This is a genomic window from Cloacibacterium caeni (genome assembly GCF_907163125.1).
GTDB classification, from domain to species: domain Bacteria; phylum Bacteroidota; class Bacteroidia; order Flavobacteriales; family Weeksellaceae; genus Cloacibacterium; species Cloacibacterium caeni_B.
This window is the reverse complement of record NZ_OU015319.1, coordinates 1396082-1418592: the sequence shown is the minus strand read 5'-3', so window position 1 is coordinate 1418592 and position 22511 is coordinate 1396082. Positions and strand designations below refer to the sequence as shown.

Below are 22511 nucleotides of genomic sequence, written 5' to 3'. Positions count from 1 at the left end.
TTACAATGTCTTGGTTAATGGATTAAGAAGCAGTAAACCTAAGTTTCTTATTTCTTAACGGGTAATAGCGCTTTTGCGCAATGTATGGAGTAAAGAGAAATAGTTTTGAAATAGTATTCCAAAGATGATTTCTCGTTATTTTACCAATTCAATGTTGATAGCCGAAAATCCTTTAGCAGATCTTTCTTTCTCGAAAGATACTTTGTGCCCTTTTTTCAGGATTTCTCTTGCATTATTTTGGTGGAAAAACACATTTTCTTTTGAGCGGTCTTCGGTAATAAAACCGTAACCTTTTTCGCTTAAGAAAGTGATGATTCCAGACTTTCTAGTTTCTTCTTCAGGAATAGGAGCAGCTCCTAATTGAATATCGTCTAGAGAAACTTCTTGTCTTTTTTCTGGCGGAGTAGTTGTAATTCTTCCGAACTCATCTACATAGGAAAACATATCTTCTAGTTCTTTTCCTTTGTTGTTGTTCGCTTTACGCTCTTCACGGCGCTGTGCTTTTTCTTTTTGTTTTTGAATTTTTTTCTTAAAGTTTTCTTTTTTTGAGAAAGAATCTGCCATAAATAATGTTCTGTTTGTTTTTTAATGAATGATGAAACCAATGAATATTGGTGTATTGCGTGCTATAAGGAATCTACTGTTTTTATAAACAGAGCGCTTATATCATAAGGATCAGGGGAACTTCGTCCAGGTTATTTTGCCTTGTTTTGCTTTCAGGGTTATGTGCATCTGTGAGGTGTTATTCTAAAAAGGGACGCTGAAAAAGCAAAAACTGAAAAAGAAATAAAAAAATATTCTAAACTGTAACAGATAGCAAAGGCAGTAACCTATTTTATAAATTATTCTACAAAGGTACGCTAAATAAATGACGTGACCTAATGATGAGTTTTTGGGGGAGGATTTCACCGTGATTAGGGTTTGGGTTGAATCAAGTGGCAATCAAAGTGCAGTCTTGTTCGGAAAAAGTACCGTTTTTCCGAAGCTGATTCGAACTTGATTCGAACAAGACTCGAAGGAAAGTGGAAAAAAGGAGTGTGAATGAGTGTTTTTTTTGGAGATAATAAGAGAGGGTGATGTCTAGTTAAACAGCAACTGAGGTGCAATTATCCTGCCTTTATCCTGCAATTATCGAGGAGTTTTCTAGTAAGGACGTGACAAATAAAAAAGTCCCACCGAAGCAGGACTATAGATTTTACATCTACGGCATATAGCCTTATTGTGATAAGATTAAAGATTAGAAATTTTAATCTGTTACAAATATAAAAAATTTTTTTTGTAAAAGATTATGGTTTTCCGTATTGTGCAAAATTTTCTTTTTGCTAATTTTATAAATTCATAAAATAAAACTAATACTTATGGCAAAAATTCTAGGATTAGACTTGGGAACGAACTCTATTGGGTGGGCAATTGTAGAAAAAAATAATAGTGATTTTACTTTAATAGATAAAGGAGTAAGAATATTTTCTGAAGGAGTAAAAACAGAAAAAGGGATAGAGAGTTCTCGTGCTGCTGAACGTACAAGCTACAGAAGTGCAAGGAAAATAAAATATAGAAGAAAATTAAGAAAGTACGAAACTTTAAAAGTTCTTTCTAAAAATAGAATGTGTCCTTTACAAATAGAAGATGTAGAAGCTTGGAAAAAATCTGGGTTTAAAGACTACCCATTAATTCCTGAATTTTTACAGTGGTTAAGAACAAATGATTATGAAAATGTAAATCCTTATTTTTTTAGAGATAAAGCAAGTAGAGCAAAAGTTTCTTTGTGGGAATTAGGTAGAGCTTTTTATCATATTGCCCAAAGAAGAGGCTTTTTAAGTAATAGATTAGACCAGTCAGCAGAAGGTATTTTAGAAGAACATAATCCACAGTTACAAAGTTTAATTGAAGATTTAGAAGAAACGAGTACTATTTTGAATGAAATAAGAGATTATTACATTAATCTAGGCTTGTTAGATGAGGTAAAAGGGGATTTCAAAAAGGATTTAGATGAAGGAGAAAAGAAATTAAAATCTTTATATAATGCTTTAATCGCTATCATAAAAAAGAATGAGAATGATGTTCAAAAATGTAAGGATGAAATCATTAAAAGGCTCAATAAAAAAGAAGATTTAGGTAAAGTAAAAGGAAAAATAAAAGATATCTCTCAAGCAATGCTTGATGGTAATTTTAAAACATTAGGACAATATTTTTATAGCCTTTACAATAAGGGAAAAATAAGGAATCAATATACCTCTAGAGAAGAGCATTATTTACAAGAGTTTATAACTATTTGTAAAGTTCAGGGGATTAATGGGATTAATGATGAAGAGATTCTACCAGAAAAAAAAATCACCGGCTTAGCAAAAGATTTGTACAAAGCAATTTTCTTCCAAAGACCTCTTAAATCACAAAAAGGATTAATTGGTAAATGTTCTTTTGAAAAAAATAAATCAAGATGTGCCATTTCTCATCCTGATTTTGAAGAATACAGAATGTGGAATTATCTTAATACGATAAAGTTTGGCACTCAAAGTGATAAAAAGTTACGATTTTTAACCAAAGAAGAAAAGCTAAAGTTAATCCCTAAATTTTACAGAAAAAACGATTTTAATTTTGAGGTTTTAGCAAAAGAATTAATAGAAAAAGGAGCAACGTTTGGGTTTTATAAATCTTCAAGAAAGAATGAATTTTTGTATTGGTTTAATTATCAACCTACCGATACTGTTTCTGCTTGCCAGTTTTCTGCATCTCTTAAAAACGCAATAGGTGAGGATTGGCAAACTAAAGTTTTTACTTATAAAACATTAAATTCTGAAAAGAAAGAAGTAATAAGAACTGTAGACTATAGAGATTTATGGCATCTTTTATCTGTATCAACTTCGGATATTTATTTGTATGAATATGCAAAAGAAAAATTGGGCTTAGAAGATAAAAGTGCAAAGACATTTAGTAAAATAAAGTTGAAAAAAGATTTTGCTAGCTTAAGTTTATCCGCCATAAATAAAATTTTACCATATATAAAAGAAGGTCAATTATATTCTCACGCTGTTTTTATGGCGAATATAGAAAAAGTGGTAGATGAGCATATATGGAAAGATGTAAATGAAAGAGCTATCATACAAAATGAAATTTCTAAAATAATTAAAAGTGATGTTTTTGAGAGAGAAGTACTAAATATAGTCAACGGACTAATTAAAAATAGTAAAACAGAAGGGGAGAATTATGCTGAAGAATCTAAAAATATTTTTAAAACAGAATTTGATAAAGCTATTGCTAAGATTTTTGAAAAGAATAATGATATTGAGTTTAATCAACCTTTTCTAGATGATACTTATCATAAATATGTAGAAGAACTGAAAAAATATGATAAAGCAAGAAGTTTTTTACCCGTTCCAAGATTAGATGAAAAAGTAATTCAATTTTTATTAGGAAACAATAAAGATGGTATGGTTTATTGTTCGGATAAAAATAAAACTAAAAAACTATATCATCCTTCTGATATTGAAATTTTCAAAAAGAAAATGATTAAAGATGAGTTTGGAAATGAGAAAATGGTTTTAGGAAGTCCTCTCACTACATCAATTAAAAATCCTATGGCTATGAGAGCTTTACATCAATTGCGTAAAGTTCTTAATACGTTAATTTTAGAAGGACAGATTGATGAAAATACTAGAATTCATATAGAAATGGCTCGTGAATTAAATGATGCCAACAAAAGAAAGGGAATTCAGGATTATCAAAATGAGAACAAAAAATTCAGAGAAGATGCTATTAAAGAAATAAAGAAACTCTATTTCGAAGAATGTAAAAAAGAGGTTGAGCCTACAGAAGATGATGTTCTTAGATACCAACTTTGGATAGAACAAGATAAAAAAGAAATTTATGAGCAAGGGAAGAGTATTAGAATTAGTGACATTATAGGAAGTAATCCTGCTTATGACATAGAGCATACTGTACCAAGAAGTATTTCGCAAGATAATTCGTTGATGAATAAAACACTTTGTACTCCGCGTTTTAATAGAGAGATAAAAAAACAGAAAATGCCAATTGAATTATCAAACTATGAAGAGATATTGCCACGCATTGAGCATTGGAAAAAAGAAGCGGAAGATCTTACAAGACAAATTGAATCTATTTCAAAATCTATAAAATCAGCATCAACCAAAGAAGCAAAAGACAAAAATATAAGAAGAAGACATTATCTTACTTTAAAGCGTGATTATCTAAAAGGTAAATATGACCGTTTTATATGGGAAGAACCAAAAGTTGGTTTTAAAAACAGCCAGATTCCTGACACAGGAATTATTACCAAATATGCACAAGCGTATCTAAAATCTTATTTCAAAAGAGTAGAAAGCGTAAAAGGGGGTATGGTTGCCGAGTTCAGAAAGCAATGGGGAATACAAGAAAGTTACATAGATGAAAATGGTTTTAAACATTATAAGGAAAAGGACAGAAGTAAGCACACACATCACACTATTGATGCCATTACAATAGCTTGTATGACCAAAGATAAATATGATGTATTAGCACAAGCTTGGACTTCTGAAGATGAACAAGATAAGCAAAAAGCAAAAACTCTCATGTCAGAAGCCAAACCTTGGAAAACTTTTAAAGAAGATATTGAAAAAATAGAAGAAGAAATTTTGGTTTCTCATTACACTCCAGATAATGTTAAAAAACAATCTAAAAAGATTGTGAGAGTTCGTGGTAAAAAACAATACGTAGCCGAAATAGAAAGAGATGTAAATGGAAAAGCCATTGCAAAAAAAGATGCCAATGGTAAAATTATTTATAAACTCAATGAAAAAGGAGAAAAAATACCAAGATTGCAACAAGGAGATACTATAAGAGGTTCATTACACCAAGATAGTATTTACGGTGCAATTAAAAATCCTTTAAATCAAGAAGAAATAAAATACGTAATCCGCAAAGATTTAGAAAGTTTAAAAGCAAATGATGTAGATAATATTGTAGATGAAACAGTTAAACAGAAAGTAAAAGAAGCTATAGAAAATAAGATTTTACTACTTTCTTCTAATGCACAGCAAAAAAATAAATTAGTAGATGATGTTTGGCTTAATAAAGAAAAGCAAGTACCTATAAAAAAAGTAAGAATTTATGCCAATTCTGTAAAAAATCCTTTAGAAATAAAAGAGCACAGTTTATTGTCTAAATCCAGAAAAGAGTATAAACAAAAAGTCTATGGACAGAATGATGAAAATTATGCCATGGCAATTTATGAATTAGATGGTAAGAGAGAATTTGAATTAATTAATAATTTTAATTTAGCTAAACTTATCAAGCAAAAAGAAGGTTTTTATCCTCTTAACAAAGAAAAAGAAGTAAAAGGAAAAAAAGTTTTATATCCAATAGCAAAAAGTAATCATAGAGATGTTGTTTTAAAAAAAGGACAGCTTGTTATTTTCTATGATAAAACTATTGAAAACCCTAAAGATATATCGGAAATATATGATTTTAAAGGGAGAATCTATATAATTGAAGGTTTATCAATCAATAGGATTAAATCTGGTAATAATTTATATGAATTTGGAGTAATAATTTTAAGATTCTTCAAAGAAGCAAGAAAAGCAGATGAAATTAAAAAAGATAGATATAAACCCGATGGAGACTTTAAGTTAGGTGAAAATAAGCCAACAAGGAAAATGAGTCCTAGTCAATTTACAGCTTTTGTAGAAGGCATTGATTTTAAAGTATTGCCAACTGGAAAGTTTGATAAAATTTAATTTTCTGGTAGTTCTTTGACATTCACGGATAATCATAAGCAACCAAACCACAACGGAGTTTCGGCGATAGCTCACTCGGTTGTGGTTTGATTAAAGATTAGAAAAAACGATATTTGCAAGGATTAATTAATAGAAATAATTTAGGTTGTGGTTTGATTAAAGATTAGAAAAAACGATATTTCTATGCTGCTATTCCAGCAGAGGTTTTAGGTTGTGGTTTGATTAAAGATTAGAAAAAACGATATTCCAACAAAGAAACAGTTTATTGAATTGCTAGTTGTGGTTTGATTAAAGATTAGAAAAAACGATATTACGGAAAAGGAAAAAGGACAAGCCTCTGACGTTGTGGTTTGATTAAAGATTAGAAAAAACGATATTAGATTGGTATAATGCAGGGCAAATTAGAGAGTTGTGGTTTGATTAAAGATTAGAAAAAACGATATTGGGAAAATTGAAATTGACGGCGAATGATTAGTTGTGGTTTGATTAAAGATTAGAAAAAACGATATTCAGTTTCAAATAATGGAATATTTCAGCCGAGTTGTGGTTTGATTAAAGATTAGAAAAAACGATATTAAATGCTTTTTATATTCGTAATTATGAAACGTTGTGGTTTGATTAAAGATTAGAAAAAACGATATTATGAAACGGAATTAAAAGCCAAATTAATAGGTTGTGGTTTGATTAAAGATTAGAAAAAACGATATTAATGATGCAAGTTATATAATTTCGCCTAATGTTGTGGTTTGATTAAAGATTAGAAAAAACGATATTACACTGACGAGGATTGCAGAAATCCAGATAGTTGTGGTTTGATTAAAGATTAGAAAAAACGATATTGGATTTATAGATTTAACACAAGATTATTAAGTTGTGGTTTGATTAAAGATTAGAAAAAACGATATTGAGGGATAAGTTTCAATAAGTCGTTGGTTAGTTGTGGTTTGATTAAAGATTAGAAAAAACGATATTTTCTTCCAAAACATTACCTTCTTCATCACAGTTGTGGTTTGATTAAAGATTAGAAAAAACGATATTGTAAATCTCTTTATGTCGTGGGTCGTAAAAGTTGTGGTTTGATTAAAGATTAGAAAAAACGATATTAAGAACCAAATAATGAAAACGAAATAGGTAGTTGTGGTTTGATTAAAGATTAGAAAAAACGATATTAAGCGTAAATACAAGCGTAGAAGCATTCCAGTTGTGGTTTGATTAAAGATTAGAAAAAACGATATTTCTTTAGAATTACCATATTTCAAAATTCTAGTTGTGGTTTGATTAAAGATTAGAAAAAACGATATTTTTTTTTGCTTTTTTACTTTTGGGGTTTAAGTTGTGGTTTGATTAAAGATTAGAAAAAACGATATTTTTTTAAATTACTGATATAACCTTTTCGAAGTTGTGGTTTGATTAAAGATTAGAAAAAACGATATTTTCAATTAACGCTGTTTTAGGCTCGAAAGGTTGTGGTTTGATTAAAGATTAGAAAAAACGATATTCTTTATTTTTAAAAGGTTAGGATACAAATCGTTGTGGTTTGATTAAAGATTAGAAAAAACGATATTGAAAGTAACATTCAGATAGCGTGCGTGAATGTTGTGGTTTGATTAAAGATTAGAAAAAACGATATTGTTGCTGGTATGCACTATGCAGCTTATGTAGTTGTGGTTTGATTAAAGATTAGAAAAAACGATATTCAAGAAAACAATTATATGCCACTAGAACCAGTTGTGGTTTGATTAAAGATTAGAAAAAACGATATTCAATAGTTTTTTGCCATAGTTTCATTATGAGTTGTGGTTTGATTAAAGATTAGAAAAAACGATATTCAGAAAGAATTTCCAGACGAAAAGTTTGAAGTTGTGGTTTGATTAAAGATTAGAAAAAACGATATTCTTTGCCATGTGATACTTTGTGTGTTATCGGTTGTGGTTTGATTAAAGATTAGAAAAAACGATATTTTAATTTTTATTAAGAATTATGTACAATAAGTTGTGGTTTGATTAAAGATTAGAAAAAACGATATTATTATTCATTTGTAGCAGAGGGAGGAATGAGTTGTGGTTTGATTAAAGATTAGAAAAAACGATATTTTATTTGAGCCTTAATTAATCCCATTGTTGTTGTGGTTTGATTAAAGATTAGAAAAAACGATATTCGGGATATGTTCAAGTTTATAGACCGATAAGTTGTGGTTTGATTAAAGATTAGAAAAAACGATATTAGTTGGCTCTCTACCTTCTGATAATCAATAGGTTAATGATGAAATATCGTGTATAAAAATGCTTCTTTTTTGCCTTGATACAGCAAGATTGAAGCATTTTTTGGTTTCTAATGTTGTGGTTTACAAACACCAATTAATTATTTTTTATAGGAGTGTTTGTGAATCTCCCTTTGGTCGATTTGATTAAAGATTAGAAACCCAGGAACGAGGTTCGACGAAGTCAAAAAACGATATTAGTTGGCTCTCTACCTTCTAATAATCAATAGATTAATAATGAAATATCGTATATAAAAATGCTTCTTTTTTGCCTTGATACAGTAAGATTGAAGCATTTTTTGGTTTCTAATGTTGAATTTTTATTTTTTAATAATCAATAGGAACGGGCTTTAGCCCGTTTTGAAAATTAAAAGATCTAATGGCTTTAGCCAAAAGTTAAAAGATAAATTTTTCTCTAGAATAGTTCTAATTGTACTGGCTGAGGTGACTTTGGTACTTCGGATTTTCCCCAGAAATTAATGATATTTCCGTATTGTTTATCGGTAATGCGCAGAATGCTTACTTTACCTAATGGTGGTAAGAGTTTATTAATTCTTTTTTCGTGTACATCTGCACTTTCGCTACTTGCACAGTGTCTTACATATACAGAATATTGCATCATGCTATATCCATCTTTTAGCAGATTATTTCTAAATCCAGAAGCGTTTTTTCTGTCTTTAGGAGTTTCGGTAGGTAAGTCAAAGAATACAAATAGCCACATAATTCGGTATCCGTTTAGTTCCATAATTTGGGATATTTTATTTTTTTTCGCTCACCAGTGAAGCATTGCTGTAGAGAACTTGCTGTTTTTTGTAAGCCTACCATCATCGGACTTTTTTCATCTTCGAAATAGAGTGTTCTGGTTAAGATTTGTAGAAGTTCGGCCTTTAGTTTGGTGTTAAGTTCTTCCTCATCATATTGATTAATGATTTCAAAAACTTTTTCGTCTACCATAGGTCGAAATGGTTCCATAATGTCATCTGCCAAAGCAAAAGCATTGTACTTGCTTTTATGATGAATTCCTAAGGTATTGAGTAGTCCGCTTCCAGAGAGTGCTCTAGCTGTAGCCGCTCTTAGAATAGCATAGCCGTAGTTTAAGAAGTTATTAGGATAATCTCCGAAACGTTCTCTTTTAAATTTTTTAAACGTGCTGTTTTCAAAGAACGCTTTCCAGTAAATATTGGCAGCTGTAGCTTCCATATTAGAAGTGTCTCCGCTCAAGACTTTGGAAGCGATGAAGTCGAACGAATTTTTCTCACCTGTTATTTTTTCTAAAAGAATTCCTTGGTTGGTAATTTTTTCTATGATGGTTTGTTGCCACAGTTGTTTTTTTAATGGAACACTGGCTTCAATTTGGTTTTTGAAAATTTCTTGTTGAATGTGGTGGCTATTCAAATTGAGAAACATGCCATTAGGAAGATGGTTTCTACCACAAATAATAACCGAGGTGTTGTTTTCTACTAATAAGTTCATTGCTGGCATACTCAGAAAAATTTCTGGATGGTCTATTACCAAGAATCCTATTTCTTCTATTGGGATAGAGGTTTCTCGTATTTCAGATTTTATGAGAAGTTGTAGATTTTTAGTAGAGAGTGACGCTTTATTTTCTAAAAGGATGGTTTTTTTAATCATGGCAAATTTTTATAATAAATTTACGAGGATTAGTCCAATTAAAATTATGGTTTTCCGTAATAGTACAAATCAACTTTCCCCTGTAAGAAAAAATCATTAACAAAGCCTATAGAAGCTACAATTTTCTAAATAATTTCCCCACCAACCTGATCTGCTGTATCTTTGTAGAAAATACTGAAATTGAATCTTAAAAAATTAGCCGATAAACAGAATGTTTTCTTGTTGCTGTTGCTGGTAATGGTTTTGGCGGGAAAACTCATTCCTTACCAAGAATCTTATAACAGAATTTTTAACTTAGAGCAATTCATCGATTGGGGAATTGCGGGAATTTTCCTTTTGTACGGGTTAAAACTCAACTTGAAAGAAGTCCTGAAAGATGTCTCCAATTGGAAGTTGCACCTATTGGTTCAGGCGGGAACTTTCATTCTTTTTCCTGCATTGGTTTTGGTTTTTTATCCAATTTTTAAAGATTCGCCTTACTTCCAAAGTTGGCTTTCCGTATATTTTTTAGCGTGTTTGCCTTCTACGGTTTCTTCATCGGTAGTGATGGTGTCTATTGCCAAAGGAAATGTGACTTCGGCTATTTTTAATGCCTCTATTTCTGGACTTATTGGCATTGTAATGACGCCTTTATTGATGGGATTTTTCTTAAATGCTCAAGCTGCCGAAAACCATCAAGCAGAGATTATCCAACAACTCTTACTCAAAGTTCTTTTGCCGATTATCTTGGGAATTCTGCTCAATCCGATTTTCAAAAATTGGGTAACGAAATACAGTAAAATCATTGCAGAATTTGACCGTCTAATTATTTTACTCATCGTTTACGAAAGCTTTTCTAAAGCATTTATCGAGAATATTTTTTCTACCGTTCCTTTATTGGTCTTTGTGGTGATTACACTTGCTGCAATAGCGCTTTTTTTTATTGTATATGAGATTTTAAAACGCATTTCGCACCGATTGGGTTTCAGCAGAGAAGATACTATTACCACCACTTTTTGTGGCTCCAAAAAATCTTTGGTTCATGGCAGTTTATTCGTGATGATACTAGGGATTCCCGAAGAACAAAAAGTTCTTTTCCTATTGCCGATTATGATTTACCACAGTTTCCAACTGTTCTATGTAAGCGCTCTCGCCAATAAAATCGCAAAAAGCAAAGTTTAAAAATAAAATTTATAGACCAATTAAAGTTTCAAGATTTTAATCTTAACTAAAAACACTCTTTAAATCTGGTTTCTGAATTAATCGAAAAATAAACGAGGTCAAAATTTTATGTTTCTCAAAACTATTTTCTAAAAAAAAGGAGTTGTGCAACAGCTACGGTTGTAGTAAGTTCGCCCTTCTTTTCTGTCTTGTTGTTGTCTGTCCATTTCACTACTGCCTTCGTGCGTGGGCTTGGAGGCTCTTTTATGAATCTTGATTTGGCGTGGGCTTATGAGGTTTTGCAAATGTGCCACCAAATTCGCTGACTAAAAATTAATGGACTATTGTTTGAATTTTACAGCACATATTGTACAGAATATTCTAAAATATCAAATGCGTAAACAACTCTTTCTGCTGATTCAGATGCTGATAATTGATTTTTTTTGTTTTCATTTTTTGTTCCATACGATCTAAATCAAATCTGTTTTTTAATTCTACACCCACCACTGCCGGACCTTCTTCGCGGTTGTTCTTTTTGGTGAATTGAAAATAAGTGATGTCATCATTCTCGCCTAAAACATCGTTTACAAATTCTTTTAATGCACCGGGACGTTGTGGAAAGTTGACGATGAAATAATGCTTCAAACCTTCATAAATCAAGGAACGCTCTTTGATTTCTTCCATTCTTGTAATGTCGTTGTTGCTTCCGCTGACAATACAGACCACATTTTTTCCTTTGATTTGATCTTTATACAAATCCAAGGCTGCGATGCTCAGAGCTCCTGCCGGTTCTACCACTATGGCTTCTTCGTTATATAATTTTAAAATCGTGGTGCAAACCTTTCCTTCAGGCACCAGAACGATGTCGTCTAATGAATGTTGGCAGATTTCAAATGGTTTATCGCCCACTCGTTTTACGGCTGCTCCATCTACAAATTTATCAATGTCGGTGAGTATAGTATTTTTACCGTTTTCCAACGATGTTTTCATAGAAGCGGCACCTTGTGGTTCCACGCCGATAAGTTTAGTTTCGGGACTTAACTGTTTAAAAACCGAAATTACTCCTGCTGCCAAACCGCCACCACCAATCGGGAAGAATAAGAAATCGATTTTATTTCTGGTATCCTCTATAACTTCTAATCCTAAAGTTCCTTGTCCGGCAATCACCCATTCATCATCAAACGGATGTACAAAAACTGCTTTATTTTCATTGCTGAAAAGCATCGCTTCGTTGTAAGCATCATCAAAAGTATCTCCTTTGAGAACCACTTCTACGTTTTCTTTTCCGAAGAGTTTTACCTGTTTTACTTTTTGTGCAGGTGTAGTAATGGGCATATAAATGACGGCTTTTATGTTGAGTTTTCTACACGCAAAAGCTACACCTTGAGCGTGATTACCCGCACTGGCACATACAACGCCTAATTTTCTTTCATTTTCGGAAAGAGAACTGATTTTATGATACGCACCACGCAATTTATAAGAACGCACGGGCTGCAAATCTTCGCGTTTCAGATAAACCTGAGCAGCAAATTGCTCACTCAGGTTCTCGTTTTTTACCAGAGGCGTATGCACCGACACGCCATTTAGATTTTCCGCTGCCTCTTGTATTTTTGTCAAATGTATCATTTGGTTTGAGGTCTTAATTTTCGAACTTGCATACCGGTTTGCCACAACTCACTTTGCTGTAATTCTTTGAGTTCTGCGTTGAGTTTTTCCCGGTAATCCGGCTTGCTGTTGGCTTCGATAACGATGGCTGCTTCTTTTCCAGAAAGTACATCATCATACAATTCATTAAAAACAGGGGTTGTGGCATCTCTAAATTTACCTTTCCAATCCAATGCGCCTCGTTGTGCGGTGGTGCTACAATTGGCAAACATCCAATCCATTCCGTTTTCCGCTACCAAAGGCATTAAACTTTGGGTCAGTTCTTCTACGGTTTCGTTAAATGCTTCGCTTGGTGAATGGCCTCGCTGACGAAGTACATGGTATTGCGCTTCAAAAACGCCTGCGATAGCTCCCATCAAAACACCTCGTTCTCCGGTTAAATCGCTATATACTTCTTTTTGAAATGTAGTTTCAAACAAATAGCCCGAACCAATGGCAATGCCTAATGCCAAGGCTTTCTCTTCTGCTTTTCCTGTAGCATTTTGATAAACAGCATAACTGGAGTTTAACCCTTGTCCTTTTAAAAATAATGTTCGTAACGAAGTTCCTGAACCTTTGGGTGCTACCAAAAATACATCTACATCTTTGGGCGGAACGATGCCGGTTTTTTCATGAAATGTAACGCCAAAACCGTGTGAAAAATACAATGACTTTCTTGCAGTTAAGTGTTTTTTCATGGTTTCCCACGCTTGTATTTGCCCAGCATCTGATAATAAATTCATTAGCAAAGTGCCTTTTTCGCAAGCGGCTTCTACATCAAAAAGGGTTTCATTTTCTACCCAGCCATCAGCCAATGCTTTGTCCCAACTTTTTGTTCCTTTTCGTTGTCCTACAATCACATTTACACCATTATCTTTCAAGTTCAAGGCTTGTCCAGGACCTTGTACGCCGTAACCGATTACTGCAACGGTTTCATTTTTTAGTACTTCTCTTGCTTTCTCTAATGAAAACTCTTCTCGTGTTACGACATTTTCCATTACGCCGCCAAAATTTAATTGTGCCATTTTTATTGTTTTATTTTTAATTGATTTCTAATTCTTTTAAATAAGTGCTTAATTCTTTCATTGATTTTGTTACCGCAACCCTGCCGGATCGGGCAAATTCTAAAATGCCGAAGGGTTTTAGTTTATCCAATAAAGCCTGAGTTTCTGCTTTGTATCCAGTCTTTTCAATGACGATAAAATCGGGATCGACGGTGAGAATTTTGGCGCTGTTTTCTCTCACTACCTGCTCCACATTAATTGATTTAAGTTCTGTTGTTTTGATTTTATATAAAGCTATTTCCTGATGTACCACTTCATCATCTTCGTGTACAAAGGCTTTCAGAACATCAATTAATTTTTCGATTTGCCCAACAACTTTATCGATTTTTTCCCTGCTCGTTCTTAAAACAATTGTATAACGATGTACATCCTTTACTTCTGTTTCCGAAGCAGTTATACTATCAATATTCAAGTGTCTTCTTGTGAAAATGATGGTGATGCGGTTGAGCATTCCGATTGTATTTTCCGTAAATATGGATACGGTGAATGGGCGTTCTAATGATTCCATTTTGTTCATTTTTTTTAATTTATTGTAATCGAATTTCAGCAACCGAAGCTCCTGTGGGAACCATCGGGAAAACATTGTCTTCTTTGGCTACTTTCACTTCTAGTAGAAAGGCATTTTCTGTGTTTAAAAGCTGATCTAAAGCATTGCTTAAATCTTCCTGTTTTTCCACTTTTACTCCTTTGATGTTGTAAGAAGCCGCCAATGCTACAAAATCTGGACTTTGAATGTTGGTGAAGGAATATCTTTTCTCGAAGAACATTTGTTGCCACTGCCGCACCATTCCTAGATATTCATTATTTAGAATGATGATTTTTACCCCGATATTATTCTGCATGATGGTTCCCAATTCCTGCAAAGTCATTTGGAAACCGCCATCGCCAATGATAGCAACCACTTGTTTTTCTGGGTTGGCCATTTTTGCTCCGATAGCGGCCGGAAGTGCAAAACCCATCGTTCCCAATCCGCCAGAGGTAACATTGCTTTTGGTTTGATTGTATTGATAAAACTGTGCTGCCATCATTTGATGTTGTCCCACATCGGTTACTATCACTGCATTGCCATTGGTTTTTTGAGAAAGTAAATCGATGACCAAATCCATTCTTAATTCATCAGAAAAATCTTTATTTCTGTTTTTAGACAACACCTGCAATTCATTTTCTTTTGCGTGATGAAATTCATCTAACCAACTTTGATGATTTTGCTTTTCTACCCAATCGTTTAAAAAAGCTAAAGCTTCTTTAGCATCGGCTAAAACGGGTGCATCTGCTTTGATGATTTTATTAATTTCGGCAGCGTCAATGTCTATGTGAACCACTTTTGCTTGTTTTGCATAACGAGAAACATCGCCCGTCACACGATCGTCAAACCGCATTCCGACTGCTAAAAGGACATCACACTCATTGGATTTTACATTAGGTGCGTAATTACCGTGCATACCAACCATTCCAACAAATTGGGGGTGATTTGCGGGGAAAGCACCCAATCCCAAAAGCGTGGAAGCCACCGGAACGCCAGTTTTTTCGGCAAAAACCAATAATTCATCTTCCGCATTGGAAAGCATAATACCTTGACCGACAATCATCAACGGTTTTTTTGCTTCATTCAAAAGCTTGCTTGCTGCTTGTAGTTGATCTGCATTCAGTTTGGGTTTCGGTTGGAAACTTCTAACCGCTGTACACTTTTCGTAAGAGAAATCCAGCTTTTCAAACTGAGCATCTTTGGTAATGTCCACCAAAACAGGTCCTGGACGACCCGAACTTGCGATGTAAAATGCTTTAGCTATAGAAGGAGCGATATCTTCTGCTTTGGTGACCTGGCAATTCCATTTGGTTACAGGCATTGAAATTCCCATCACATCAGTTTCTTGAAAAGCATCCGTTCCCAAAAGGTGAGAAGCCACTTGTCCGGTGATGCAAACCAAGGGCGTAGAATCGATCAATGCATCGGCTAAACCTGTGATTAAATTGGTAGCACCCGGACCTGAAGTTGCGAATACAACGCCTGTTTTTCCGGAAGTTCGGGCATATCCTTGAGCAGCGTGAATAGCACCTTGCTCGTGTCTGGTCAAAACGTGGTTTATTTCTTCAAGATGATCAAACAGGGCATCGTAGATGGGCATAATCGCACCACCTGGGTAGCCAAATATTGTTTTTACACCTTCGGCTTTCAGACTTTGTATCACCGCTTCTGCACCTGTGGATTGCAACAGCACCGAAGTTTGTTTGGGAGTTTCTAATTCTATTGTTTTCATTTTTTAATTTATTTATCGGTTACACAGCCTAAAGAAGCGCTTGAAACACATTGTGCGTATTTATACAACACTCCTTTGTTCGCTTTTAAGGAAGGTTGTTTCCAGGCTGCTTTTCGTTTTTCTAATTCCTGTTCAGATACTTTTAAGTTGATCGTATTGTTTTTAGCGTCAATGGCAATCAAATCGCCATCTTTTACCAAAGCAATTGTTCCGCCTAAAAAAGCTTCGGGTGTAATATGTCCTACCACAAAACCGTGGGTTCCGCCTGAAAATCTGCCATCGGTAATTAATGCTACCGAATTGCCTAATCCCGCGCCCATGATCGCTGAAGTCGGTTTAAGCATTTCCGGCATTCCCGGTCCGCCTTTTGGTCCACAGTATCGGATGACGACCACATTCCCGGGTTTCACTTTTCCGTTTTTCACGCCATCAATCACGGCATATTCATCGTCAAACACTTTGGCAGTTCCCTCAAAATAATCACCTTCTTTACCGCTTATTTTAGCTACACTTCCTTCGGTAGCTAGATTTCCGTAGAGCATTTGCAGATGTCCGTTTGCTTTTACCGGATTTTCTAAGGGAAGAAATACTTGCTGACCTTCGGTTAAATCCTGCACCGATTCTAAATTTTCGGCAATGGTTTTTCCGGTGACTGTTAAGCAATCACCGTGTAGTAAATGATGTTTCAATAAATACTTCATCACGGCAGGAACTCCTCCTACCTCGTGCAAGTCTTCCATCAAGTATTTACCGCTCGGTTTCAAATCTGCCAATACCGGAACACGGTTACTTACCTTTTGGAAATCATCCAAAGTCAGTTCTATATCCACCGAATTTGCCATAGCGATCAAGTGCATCACCGCATTGGTAGAACCGCCCAAAACGGTGACCATCGTCATTGCGTTTTCAAAGGCTTTTCGGGTCATGATGTCTTTGGGTTTGATGTCTTTTTCCAACAAGGTCTGAATGGCTTTTCCGGTATCAAAACATTCCATTTTTTTATTGTTGCTCAATGCTGGATTGGAAGAACTGTAAGGCAAACTCATTCCTAAAGCTTCAATCGCCGAAGCCATCGTGTTTGCCGTGTACATCCCTCCGCACGCACCCGCTCCGGGACAAGCGTTTTTAATTACTCCTTTGTAGTCTTCATCAGAAATTGTGTTGCCAAATTTTTTACCCAAAGCCTCGAAAGCCGAAACGATATTGAGCGATTCGCCTTTCCATTTTCCTGAATGGATGGTTCCGCCATACACCATGATAGCAGGACGGTTTAATCTTCCCATAGCGATGATCGATCCCGGCATATTCTTGTCGCATCCCACAACTGCCAAAACTGCATCGTACCACTGTGCACTCACCACTGTTTCTATAGAATCTGCAATGATATCTCTGGAAACCAAAGAGAATCGCATTCCATCTGTTCCGTTGGATATACCGTCACTTACGCCAATGGTATTGAATATCAAACCGACTAAATTTTCTTGTTGCACACCGGCTTTAACTTCTTTCGCCAAATCGTTGAGATGCATATTGCAAGGATTTCCTTCGTAACCCATACTCACAATTCCCACTTGGGGTTTTTGCAAATCTTCTTCCGTTAATCCTATGGCATAAAGCATGGCTTGTGCAGCAGGTTGGGTTTCATCTTGCGTAATGGTTCTGCTGTATTTGTTGAGTATTTTCATTAGTTGAAATGGTTTTGTTTTAATGGTTCTCTTACCAAAAGTGAATAGGCGTTTTGAAGTTTTTTACCCAAGGAATCGTTCCAGTTCTTAGGAAATTGATAATCATCTACCGATGCTATTCCCACCACTTCGGCAGCTGTTCCGCAGTAAAATGCGCTGTCGGCTTGTAATAAATCTTCTTTAGTAAAATTTCCTTGCTGTACTTCCAAGCCTAATTGTTCGGCTAATTCCAAAACCGTAGATCTGGTGATTCCCGGAAGGATATTTCCCAGTTGGGGCGTGAATAATTTTCCATCTTTTTCAAAAAATAAATTCGCTCCCGGACCTTCGGCCAAGAAACCATCGCTATCCAACAGCAAGGCTTCATCAAATCCTTTATCTTTTGCTTCGGTAGTTGCCAAGATAGAATTGACATAATGACCGCAGATTTTTGCTTTGATATGGATGGATTTTGGATGCGGACGACAATAGGAAGAAACTGTTAACCGCAATAATTTTTCACCTAAATAAGCTCCCCAATCCCACACAGCAATCATCAGCGAAACGCTCGTAGGTTTTGTCAAACTCATATTTGGGGCGCAATACACCAATGGTCGGATGTAGGCATTTTTTAAATTATTTTTTTCCAGCAATTCGTAGGTGGCTTCAACTAATTCTTGCACCGTATAATCGAAAGGAATTTTCACCAGTTCGCAGGATTTTTTTAAGCGTTCGTAATGTTCTTCGGCTTTAAAAACCTTGGTTCCGTGTTCTGTTTCATAAGAACGGATACCTTCAAAAGCACCATAACCATAATGAAGGGTTTGACCATACAGATCGGTTGTAGATTCGGTGGCCTTTACAAATTTTCCGTCCAGATAAAGGACTGTTTCGTTGTTGAAATACATGTTTGTTTTTGTTTTTTATTGAATTGTTATTTAATTTCTTGGGCATAAAAAAAGCCTTTCCCGAAAGTGAGAAAGGCTTACAGTTTGGCGTACAGCAGCATCTCTCACGGTGGCGAGCTAATAATAATGCTGATAATAATATTGTTGTTATATAAATTCATTTTCTTGTTTTAATTTCTATAAAAAAAGCCTCCTGATTTCTCGGGAGGCTTTCAAATATATCTTTCGATCACATCAAAATTATTCCTCCCCGGAATCTGAAATCAGACCAGTAATAATAATAGAAGAAATAATAATTGAGTTGTACATTTTCTTTGTTTTGTGATGCAAACCTAAAAATAATTTTTTTGTTGAGCAAATTTTTTACGCTTTTTTGAAAATCTTTGAACTTATTCGGTAAGATATAGGTGTAGATGAGGTTGGACAAAATAAAATGTTCTGTTTTGGTTTAAATATGGGGAAACAGCTCTTTTAATTTAGCGAGGCGTCGGTGTTTTTTCGGTTTTTTTACTGTTGGTATGTCATACTAAACCTTTGGAAGCTTTACCAATTTCACCATTTGAATACAGCTCTGGAAGCAGTATCAGAGGCAGAAATAGGGTAAATCCTTTGGCAGACAAAAAGATGAAATCTTTGCTTCATCTTCTAGCCTTAACCTCCATTCGGCACGATCCTGAACACAAATTATACTACGAACGAAAAAAAGAAGAAGGAAAACACAGTTTATTAGCCTTAAACAACGTAAAATGCAAACTGGTAAGCCGCATTTTTGCAGTCATCAAACGAGAAAAGCCCTATGTAAAAACCCATCAATTTGCCAATTGAAAATATTTAAAAATTTTCTTGTTTTTTGACATAGAATATGTTAGTTGTAGTTTTTTTATATTATTATTGTTCCAAAAGTCAGAAAAGTTAATTCCGCATTTTTTATAAAATCTTCCTTACTTGTTTTTTCATCTGCATTTTTATTTTGTAGTTCAAAATAATATTCGTGAGGATTTACAACATTTAAAAGCGGATTTTCTGAAGCAGAATACCAAATCCAAAACTTAAATCTTTTTGTTTGCGGATTAGGATTTAACAGTGGTAATTCGTCAATTATAGAGATTTTAAGATTATTACTTCCATTTATTTGATAAGGATCCAGCAATCCACTACACAATATCAATTTTGTAACATTATTACTTTTCTCACTAAATTCAAATGATTTGACAAGATTAAAAGTTACTTTGTTATTATAAATTTTGATTTGTGAAGGATGAAATTTTTGGAAAGTCATTTTCTTATAATTATTTTCAAAAACTTCTTTGGCAGGATGATATTTTCCGCTGTTTATATTTTCAGTCTGACTAAAAACATTTAGTGGAATTAGGATAATCAATATTTGCAGAAAGGCTCTTATAAAATGTCGCACATTGGTGAATTTTCGAAGTTCTTCAAGCGAAATAGCACATCATTCAAATTTACAAAAGTTTTGTAAAAAATAAATATTTATAAACCAACTTCTTTTAAGGTTAGTCATTTATCAAAGAATAAAAGAGGTTGGGAGATTATTTTAAGAAAATAGGAGATGTGCAACACTTATCTATTTTAGTTGTAGTCTTTTTATTTCAATTTTAAATTTTTGCAATATTTTGATTGAACCATTATAACCCATAAATGTTGGACCATTCCAATTTCTTTGTTGAATATGAGCATAAATTCCTTTATCATTTACCAATACAATTAAATCTCTTTTTTCAAAGAAAAAATTCTTTGTTTGAAATTTCATCAGACAGCCTTGCTCAGATGGAAGCGATTTTAAATTCAATTTTTTTGCAGCTTTAGCAATGTTTTCTTTATTGAGTTCTATGTTTGGATTTTTGCTTATAATTTCAATTTGGTCAAGATGAGGTGTACGTATAAAACCGATTATTCCAATAAAGAGTAAATAAAATGAAATTAGCAATGTAAATAAAAATAATATTATTGTTAAGTTTTCAGACCAATTTGTAAACAACAGCTTATATATGAAAAATATGCCACCACCCAATGCAGAAAATGCATATAAATAATTTAAGTATTTATCTGAAAAATATTCTTTTTTTATTTTATTCTGAAATTCCTCAACAGTCATTTTTGATAAGATTATAGCTAACGGTTCGGCGGATTTGCTAAGTGCGGGGAATTCGAAGAACTTTAGTTCAAGTATTTCCAAACGTAGCCAATGCGGTTTTCGTATTGGTAAATTTAATAAAAAAACAAATGCGAAACCGCATTTGGCGGAATAAAAGCACAAATGTTGAACCTTTCACTTCAGCCCGAATTACGCCAAACCGATGTGCTTGTTGCACAACTCAAATATACAAAAAACTTGTATAAAAATTGGATATTTTGTAAATTGATGTATGCAAGGAAAGAAGAATTTTACGCCACAATTATTTGTTTCGGTCAATTTATTAGACCTAGTTCCAGAGGATAATTTTTACAGAAAATTGCAAACGGATCTTGACTTACATTTCATTTATAAAGCTACCCAAAAGTATTATGGTAAAGAAGGACAAGAGAGTATAGATCCAGTGAACTTCGTTCGCAATCTTTGTAGAAAGCTATGCTTTCTTCTCGTTTGTTTTTAAGATTTTGTTGGTGGGATATTTGAATAACATCAATAGTGATCGACAATTAATTGCTTTTTGTAGTGATAGCTTGTCGATACGATTATTTTTGGGTTATGATGTACATGAGCAACTTCCTTGGCACAGTACCATTAGCCGAACTCGCGGTTTATATGGCGAAGAATGTCACGTCCTAAAAAAAGTTTACACTTTTTATATTAATACTAAAATTCGTTTACAGTTCAAATATAATTCTAAAATATATTTACAACCTCCTTTTTTTTGTAATAATTTTTCCATTTACAATCTCCCTTTTTAAGTTCCTTTGAGTGAACTTTTTCTGGAGTTATATATCCAATGCTCATATGAGGTCTTTCATTGTTATAAATTCTAATTACAGCATCTAGTAATTCTTTTGCTTGACTATAGTTTTCAACCTCATAATTGTTTAAATATTCTTCTTTTAAAATTCCATTTACACGTTCTGCAATAGCATTTTCAAGAGGGTCACCATTCTCCGTCATGCTAATTTGTATATTATAATCCTGTAATAGGTTTACATATTTTTGGCTACAATACTGTGCTCCTCTGTCTGAATGATGCGTTATGGGCAAATGGCTCTCTGCCCCTTCAAAGGCAGAGAGAGCCATTTGTAATGCTTTTACACTATGCTCTGCTTCCAGTGTTTGAGACAAACAATGTCCAACTATTTTCCTACTGTAAGCGTCTGTTACTAAATGAATATAAAGTACCTTATTTTTTGTTTTCCAATACGTTATATCACTCACAAACAATTCATTAGCTCTAGAAGCGGAAAATCCTTTTATTAGATTTGGATATTTTTTTAACCAATGATGAGATTGCGTTGTTTTTATTAACCTTTTTCTGCGTCTAATCAACAAATTATTTACAGATAATAAATTAAATAAGGCATCTCTTCCCATTTTGATTTGATGCTCATGCATAAAACATTCCAACATAACATAAAGCTTTCTAGTTCCTATTCTTGGGTTCTGTCTTCTTATTTTAAGAACTTCTGCTATAATCAATTCATGTTCTAATTCTGTGTCAATATTCCGCTCAAAATATTGGTAATATGCCTGTCTTGTTACACCAAACAATCGGCATATTTTGCTTAATCCTAAGTTAGGTTTACGCTCTTTCATTTTGAAGATGGTTTGGTATTGGACTTTTTTCTTATATTGATTTTTAGCTCTTTTTCAGCAACTTCAATCATCATTTCCAAAGCGGTAGCTCGTAATTCTGAATTAACCAATGCCTGTTCTAAGTGCTTGATTTTTTCTTTCATTTGAAGCTCTTCTATAGTTTGTTTGGAATCTCTTTTAGCCATAATATCAGTTTTATTTATAGCTAATTTACTGTATTTTGGTTCAATTTCATAGCCTAATTGACGCATCCATCGTAATATCTGACCGTGTTCCTCTTTCTCGCCTGTATATTTTTCCCAAATATCTCGCTTTTTGCATTTTGTTAATAGGTACTCTTCAACTATTTGTTGTCGCTCAGATAAAGTAAATTCACTAGGCCTTTTTAATCCTAAAATAATTTGTCGTTTGTTCATTCTTTTACACTTTTTTGTGTAAAGCTATTTTAGGAC

General features: G+C 33.8%; 16 protein-coding genes, 1 pseudogene and 1 CRISPR repeat array. Of the genes and pseudogenes, 4 read left to right on the top strand and 13 right to left on the bottom strand.

The genetic code is table 11. The features are described 5' to 3' along the window. Positions 1-135: 135 nt before the first annotated feature. Positions 136-564 carry a cold-shock protein gene (locus tag KKQ79_RS06475; RefSeq protein WP_069797279.1) on the bottom strand — a complete coding sequence of 143 codons (429 nt, stop codon included), beginning with the start codon at positions 562-564 and terminating at the stop codon, positions 136-138. Between the two features lie 794 nt (positions 565-1358). Between KKQ79_RS06475 and cas9 the strand changes: the two genes are divergently transcribed. Continuing rightward, positions 1359-5729, top strand: a complete 4371-nt coding sequence (cas9, locus tag KKQ79_RS06470; RefSeq protein WP_213189438.1) for a type II CRISPR RNA-guided endonuclease Cas9 — start codon at positions 1359-1361, stop codon at positions 5727-5729. Between the two features lie 78 nt (positions 5730-5807). Beyond that, positions 5808-7953: direct repeats of the CRISPR family, unit length 36 nt; unit sequence GTTGTGGTTTGATTAAAGATTAGAAAAAACGATATT. A 451-nt stretch (positions 7954-8404) separates the two neighbouring features. Here the strand turns inward: cas9 and cas2 are convergent. Both cas2 and cas1 read right to left on the bottom strand, forming a co-directional pair. Next, the gene (gene cas2, locus KKQ79_RS06465) at positions 8405-8734 is read right to left on the bottom strand and encodes a CRISPR-associated endonuclease Cas2 (protein WP_069797277.1); all 330 of its coding nucleotides are present in this window, start codon (positions 8732-8734) and stop codon (positions 8405-8407) included. Continuing rightward, on the bottom strand, positions 8725-9621 hold the full coding sequence (gene cas1 / locus KKQ79_RS06460) for a type II CRISPR-associated endonuclease Cas1 (protein ID WP_213189437.1): 897 nt from the start codon (positions 9619-9621) through the stop codon (positions 8725-8727). Before cas1 ends, cas2 begins: the two co-directional genes overlap by 10 nt. Before the next feature lie 180 nt (positions 9622-9801). On the opposite strand from cas1, the gene KKQ79_RS06455 reads away from it, so the two are divergent. Further along, the gene (locus KKQ79_RS06455; protein ID WP_284070058.1) at positions 9802-10782 is read left to right on the top strand and encodes a bile acid:sodium symporter family protein; all 981 of its coding nucleotides are present in this window, start codon (positions 9802-9804) and stop codon (positions 10780-10782) included. A 360-nt stretch (positions 10783-11142) separates the two neighbouring features. On the opposite strand, the gene ilvA is transcribed toward KKQ79_RS06455, so the two are convergent. The 6 genes from ilvA to KKQ79_RS06425 are packed head-to-tail and all read right to left on the bottom strand — an operon-like array spanning position 11143 to position 18299. Further along, on the bottom strand, positions 11143-12387 hold the full coding sequence (gene ilvA / locus KKQ79_RS06450; RefSeq protein WP_213189436.1) for a threonine ammonia-lyase IlvA: 1245 nt from the start codon (positions 12385-12387) through the stop codon (positions 11143-11145). After that, positions 12384-13430: a ketol-acid reductoisomerase gene (gene ilvC / locus KKQ79_RS06445; protein ID WP_213189435.1), complete on the bottom strand. Its 1047-nt coding sequence runs from the start codon at positions 13428-13430 to the stop codon at positions 12384-12386. The genes ilvA and ilvC overlap by 4 nt, the downstream gene beginning before the upstream one ends. Positions 13431-13446: 16 nt before the next feature. Next, on the bottom strand, positions 13447-13977 hold the full coding sequence (gene ilvN / locus KKQ79_RS06440) for an acetolactate synthase small subunit (protein WP_213189434.1): 531 nt from the start codon (positions 13975-13977) through the stop codon (positions 13447-13449). A gap of 19 nt (positions 13978-13996) precedes the next feature. Next, positions 13997-15727, bottom strand: a complete 1731-nt coding sequence (gene ilvB / locus KKQ79_RS06435; RefSeq protein WP_213189433.1) for a biosynthetic-type acetolactate synthase large subunit — start codon at positions 15725-15727, stop codon at positions 13997-13999. A gap of 8 nt (positions 15728-15735) precedes the next feature. Beyond that, positions 15736-17412: a dihydroxy-acid dehydratase gene (gene ilvD / locus KKQ79_RS06430; RefSeq protein WP_213189432.1), complete on the bottom strand. Its 1677-nt coding sequence runs from the start codon at positions 17410-17412 to the stop codon at positions 15736-15738. After that, a complete protein-coding gene (locus KKQ79_RS06425; RefSeq protein WP_213189431.1) occupies positions 17412-18299 on the bottom strand; it encodes a branched-chain amino acid transaminase in 888 nt (295 codons plus the stop codon). The genes ilvD and KKQ79_RS06425 overlap by 1 nt, the downstream gene beginning before the upstream one ends. 534 nt (positions 18300-18833) lie before the next feature. On the opposite strand from KKQ79_RS06425, the gene KKQ79_RS06420 reads away from it, so the two are divergent. Further along, positions 18834-19124 carry a transposase gene (locus tag KKQ79_RS06420; RefSeq protein ID WP_213189430.1) on the top strand — a complete coding sequence of 97 codons (291 nt, stop codon included), beginning with the start codon at positions 18834-18836 and terminating at the stop codon, positions 19122-19124. A 55-nt stretch (positions 19125-19179) separates the two neighbouring features. Here KKQ79_RS06420 and KKQ79_RS06415 read toward each other — a convergent pair whose 3' ends face one another. Next, a complete protein-coding gene (locus tag KKQ79_RS06415) occupies positions 19180-19680 on the bottom strand; it encodes a hypothetical protein (protein WP_213189429.1) in 501 nt (166 codons plus the stop codon). A gap of 204 nt (positions 19681-19884) precedes the next feature. After that, entirely contained in the window at positions 19885-20415 is a 531-nt protein-coding gene (locus tag KKQ79_RS06410; RefSeq protein WP_213189428.1) for a hypothetical protein, read from the bottom strand. A 271-nt stretch (positions 20416-20686) separates the two neighbouring features. Here KKQ79_RS06410 and KKQ79_RS13975 point away from each other — a divergent pair. Continuing rightward, a pseudogene (locus KKQ79_RS13975) lies at positions 20687-21074 on the top strand (transposase); the annotation flags it as partial. 73 nt (positions 21075-21147) lie between these two features. Here KKQ79_RS13975 and KKQ79_RS06400 read toward each other — a convergent pair. Beyond that, positions 21148-22059 carry an IS3 family transposase gene (locus KKQ79_RS06400; protein ID WP_213189427.1) on the bottom strand — a complete coding sequence of 304 codons (912 nt, stop codon included), beginning with the start codon at positions 22057-22059 and terminating at the stop codon, positions 21148-21150. Next, the gene (locus tag KKQ79_RS06395) at positions 22056-22475 is read right to left on the bottom strand and encodes a hypothetical protein (RefSeq protein WP_112652852.1); all 420 of its coding nucleotides are present in this window, start codon (positions 22473-22475) and stop codon (positions 22056-22058) included. Before KKQ79_RS06395 ends, KKQ79_RS06400 begins: the two co-directional genes overlap by 4 nt. Between the last annotated feature and the right edge of the window lie 36 nt (positions 22476-22511).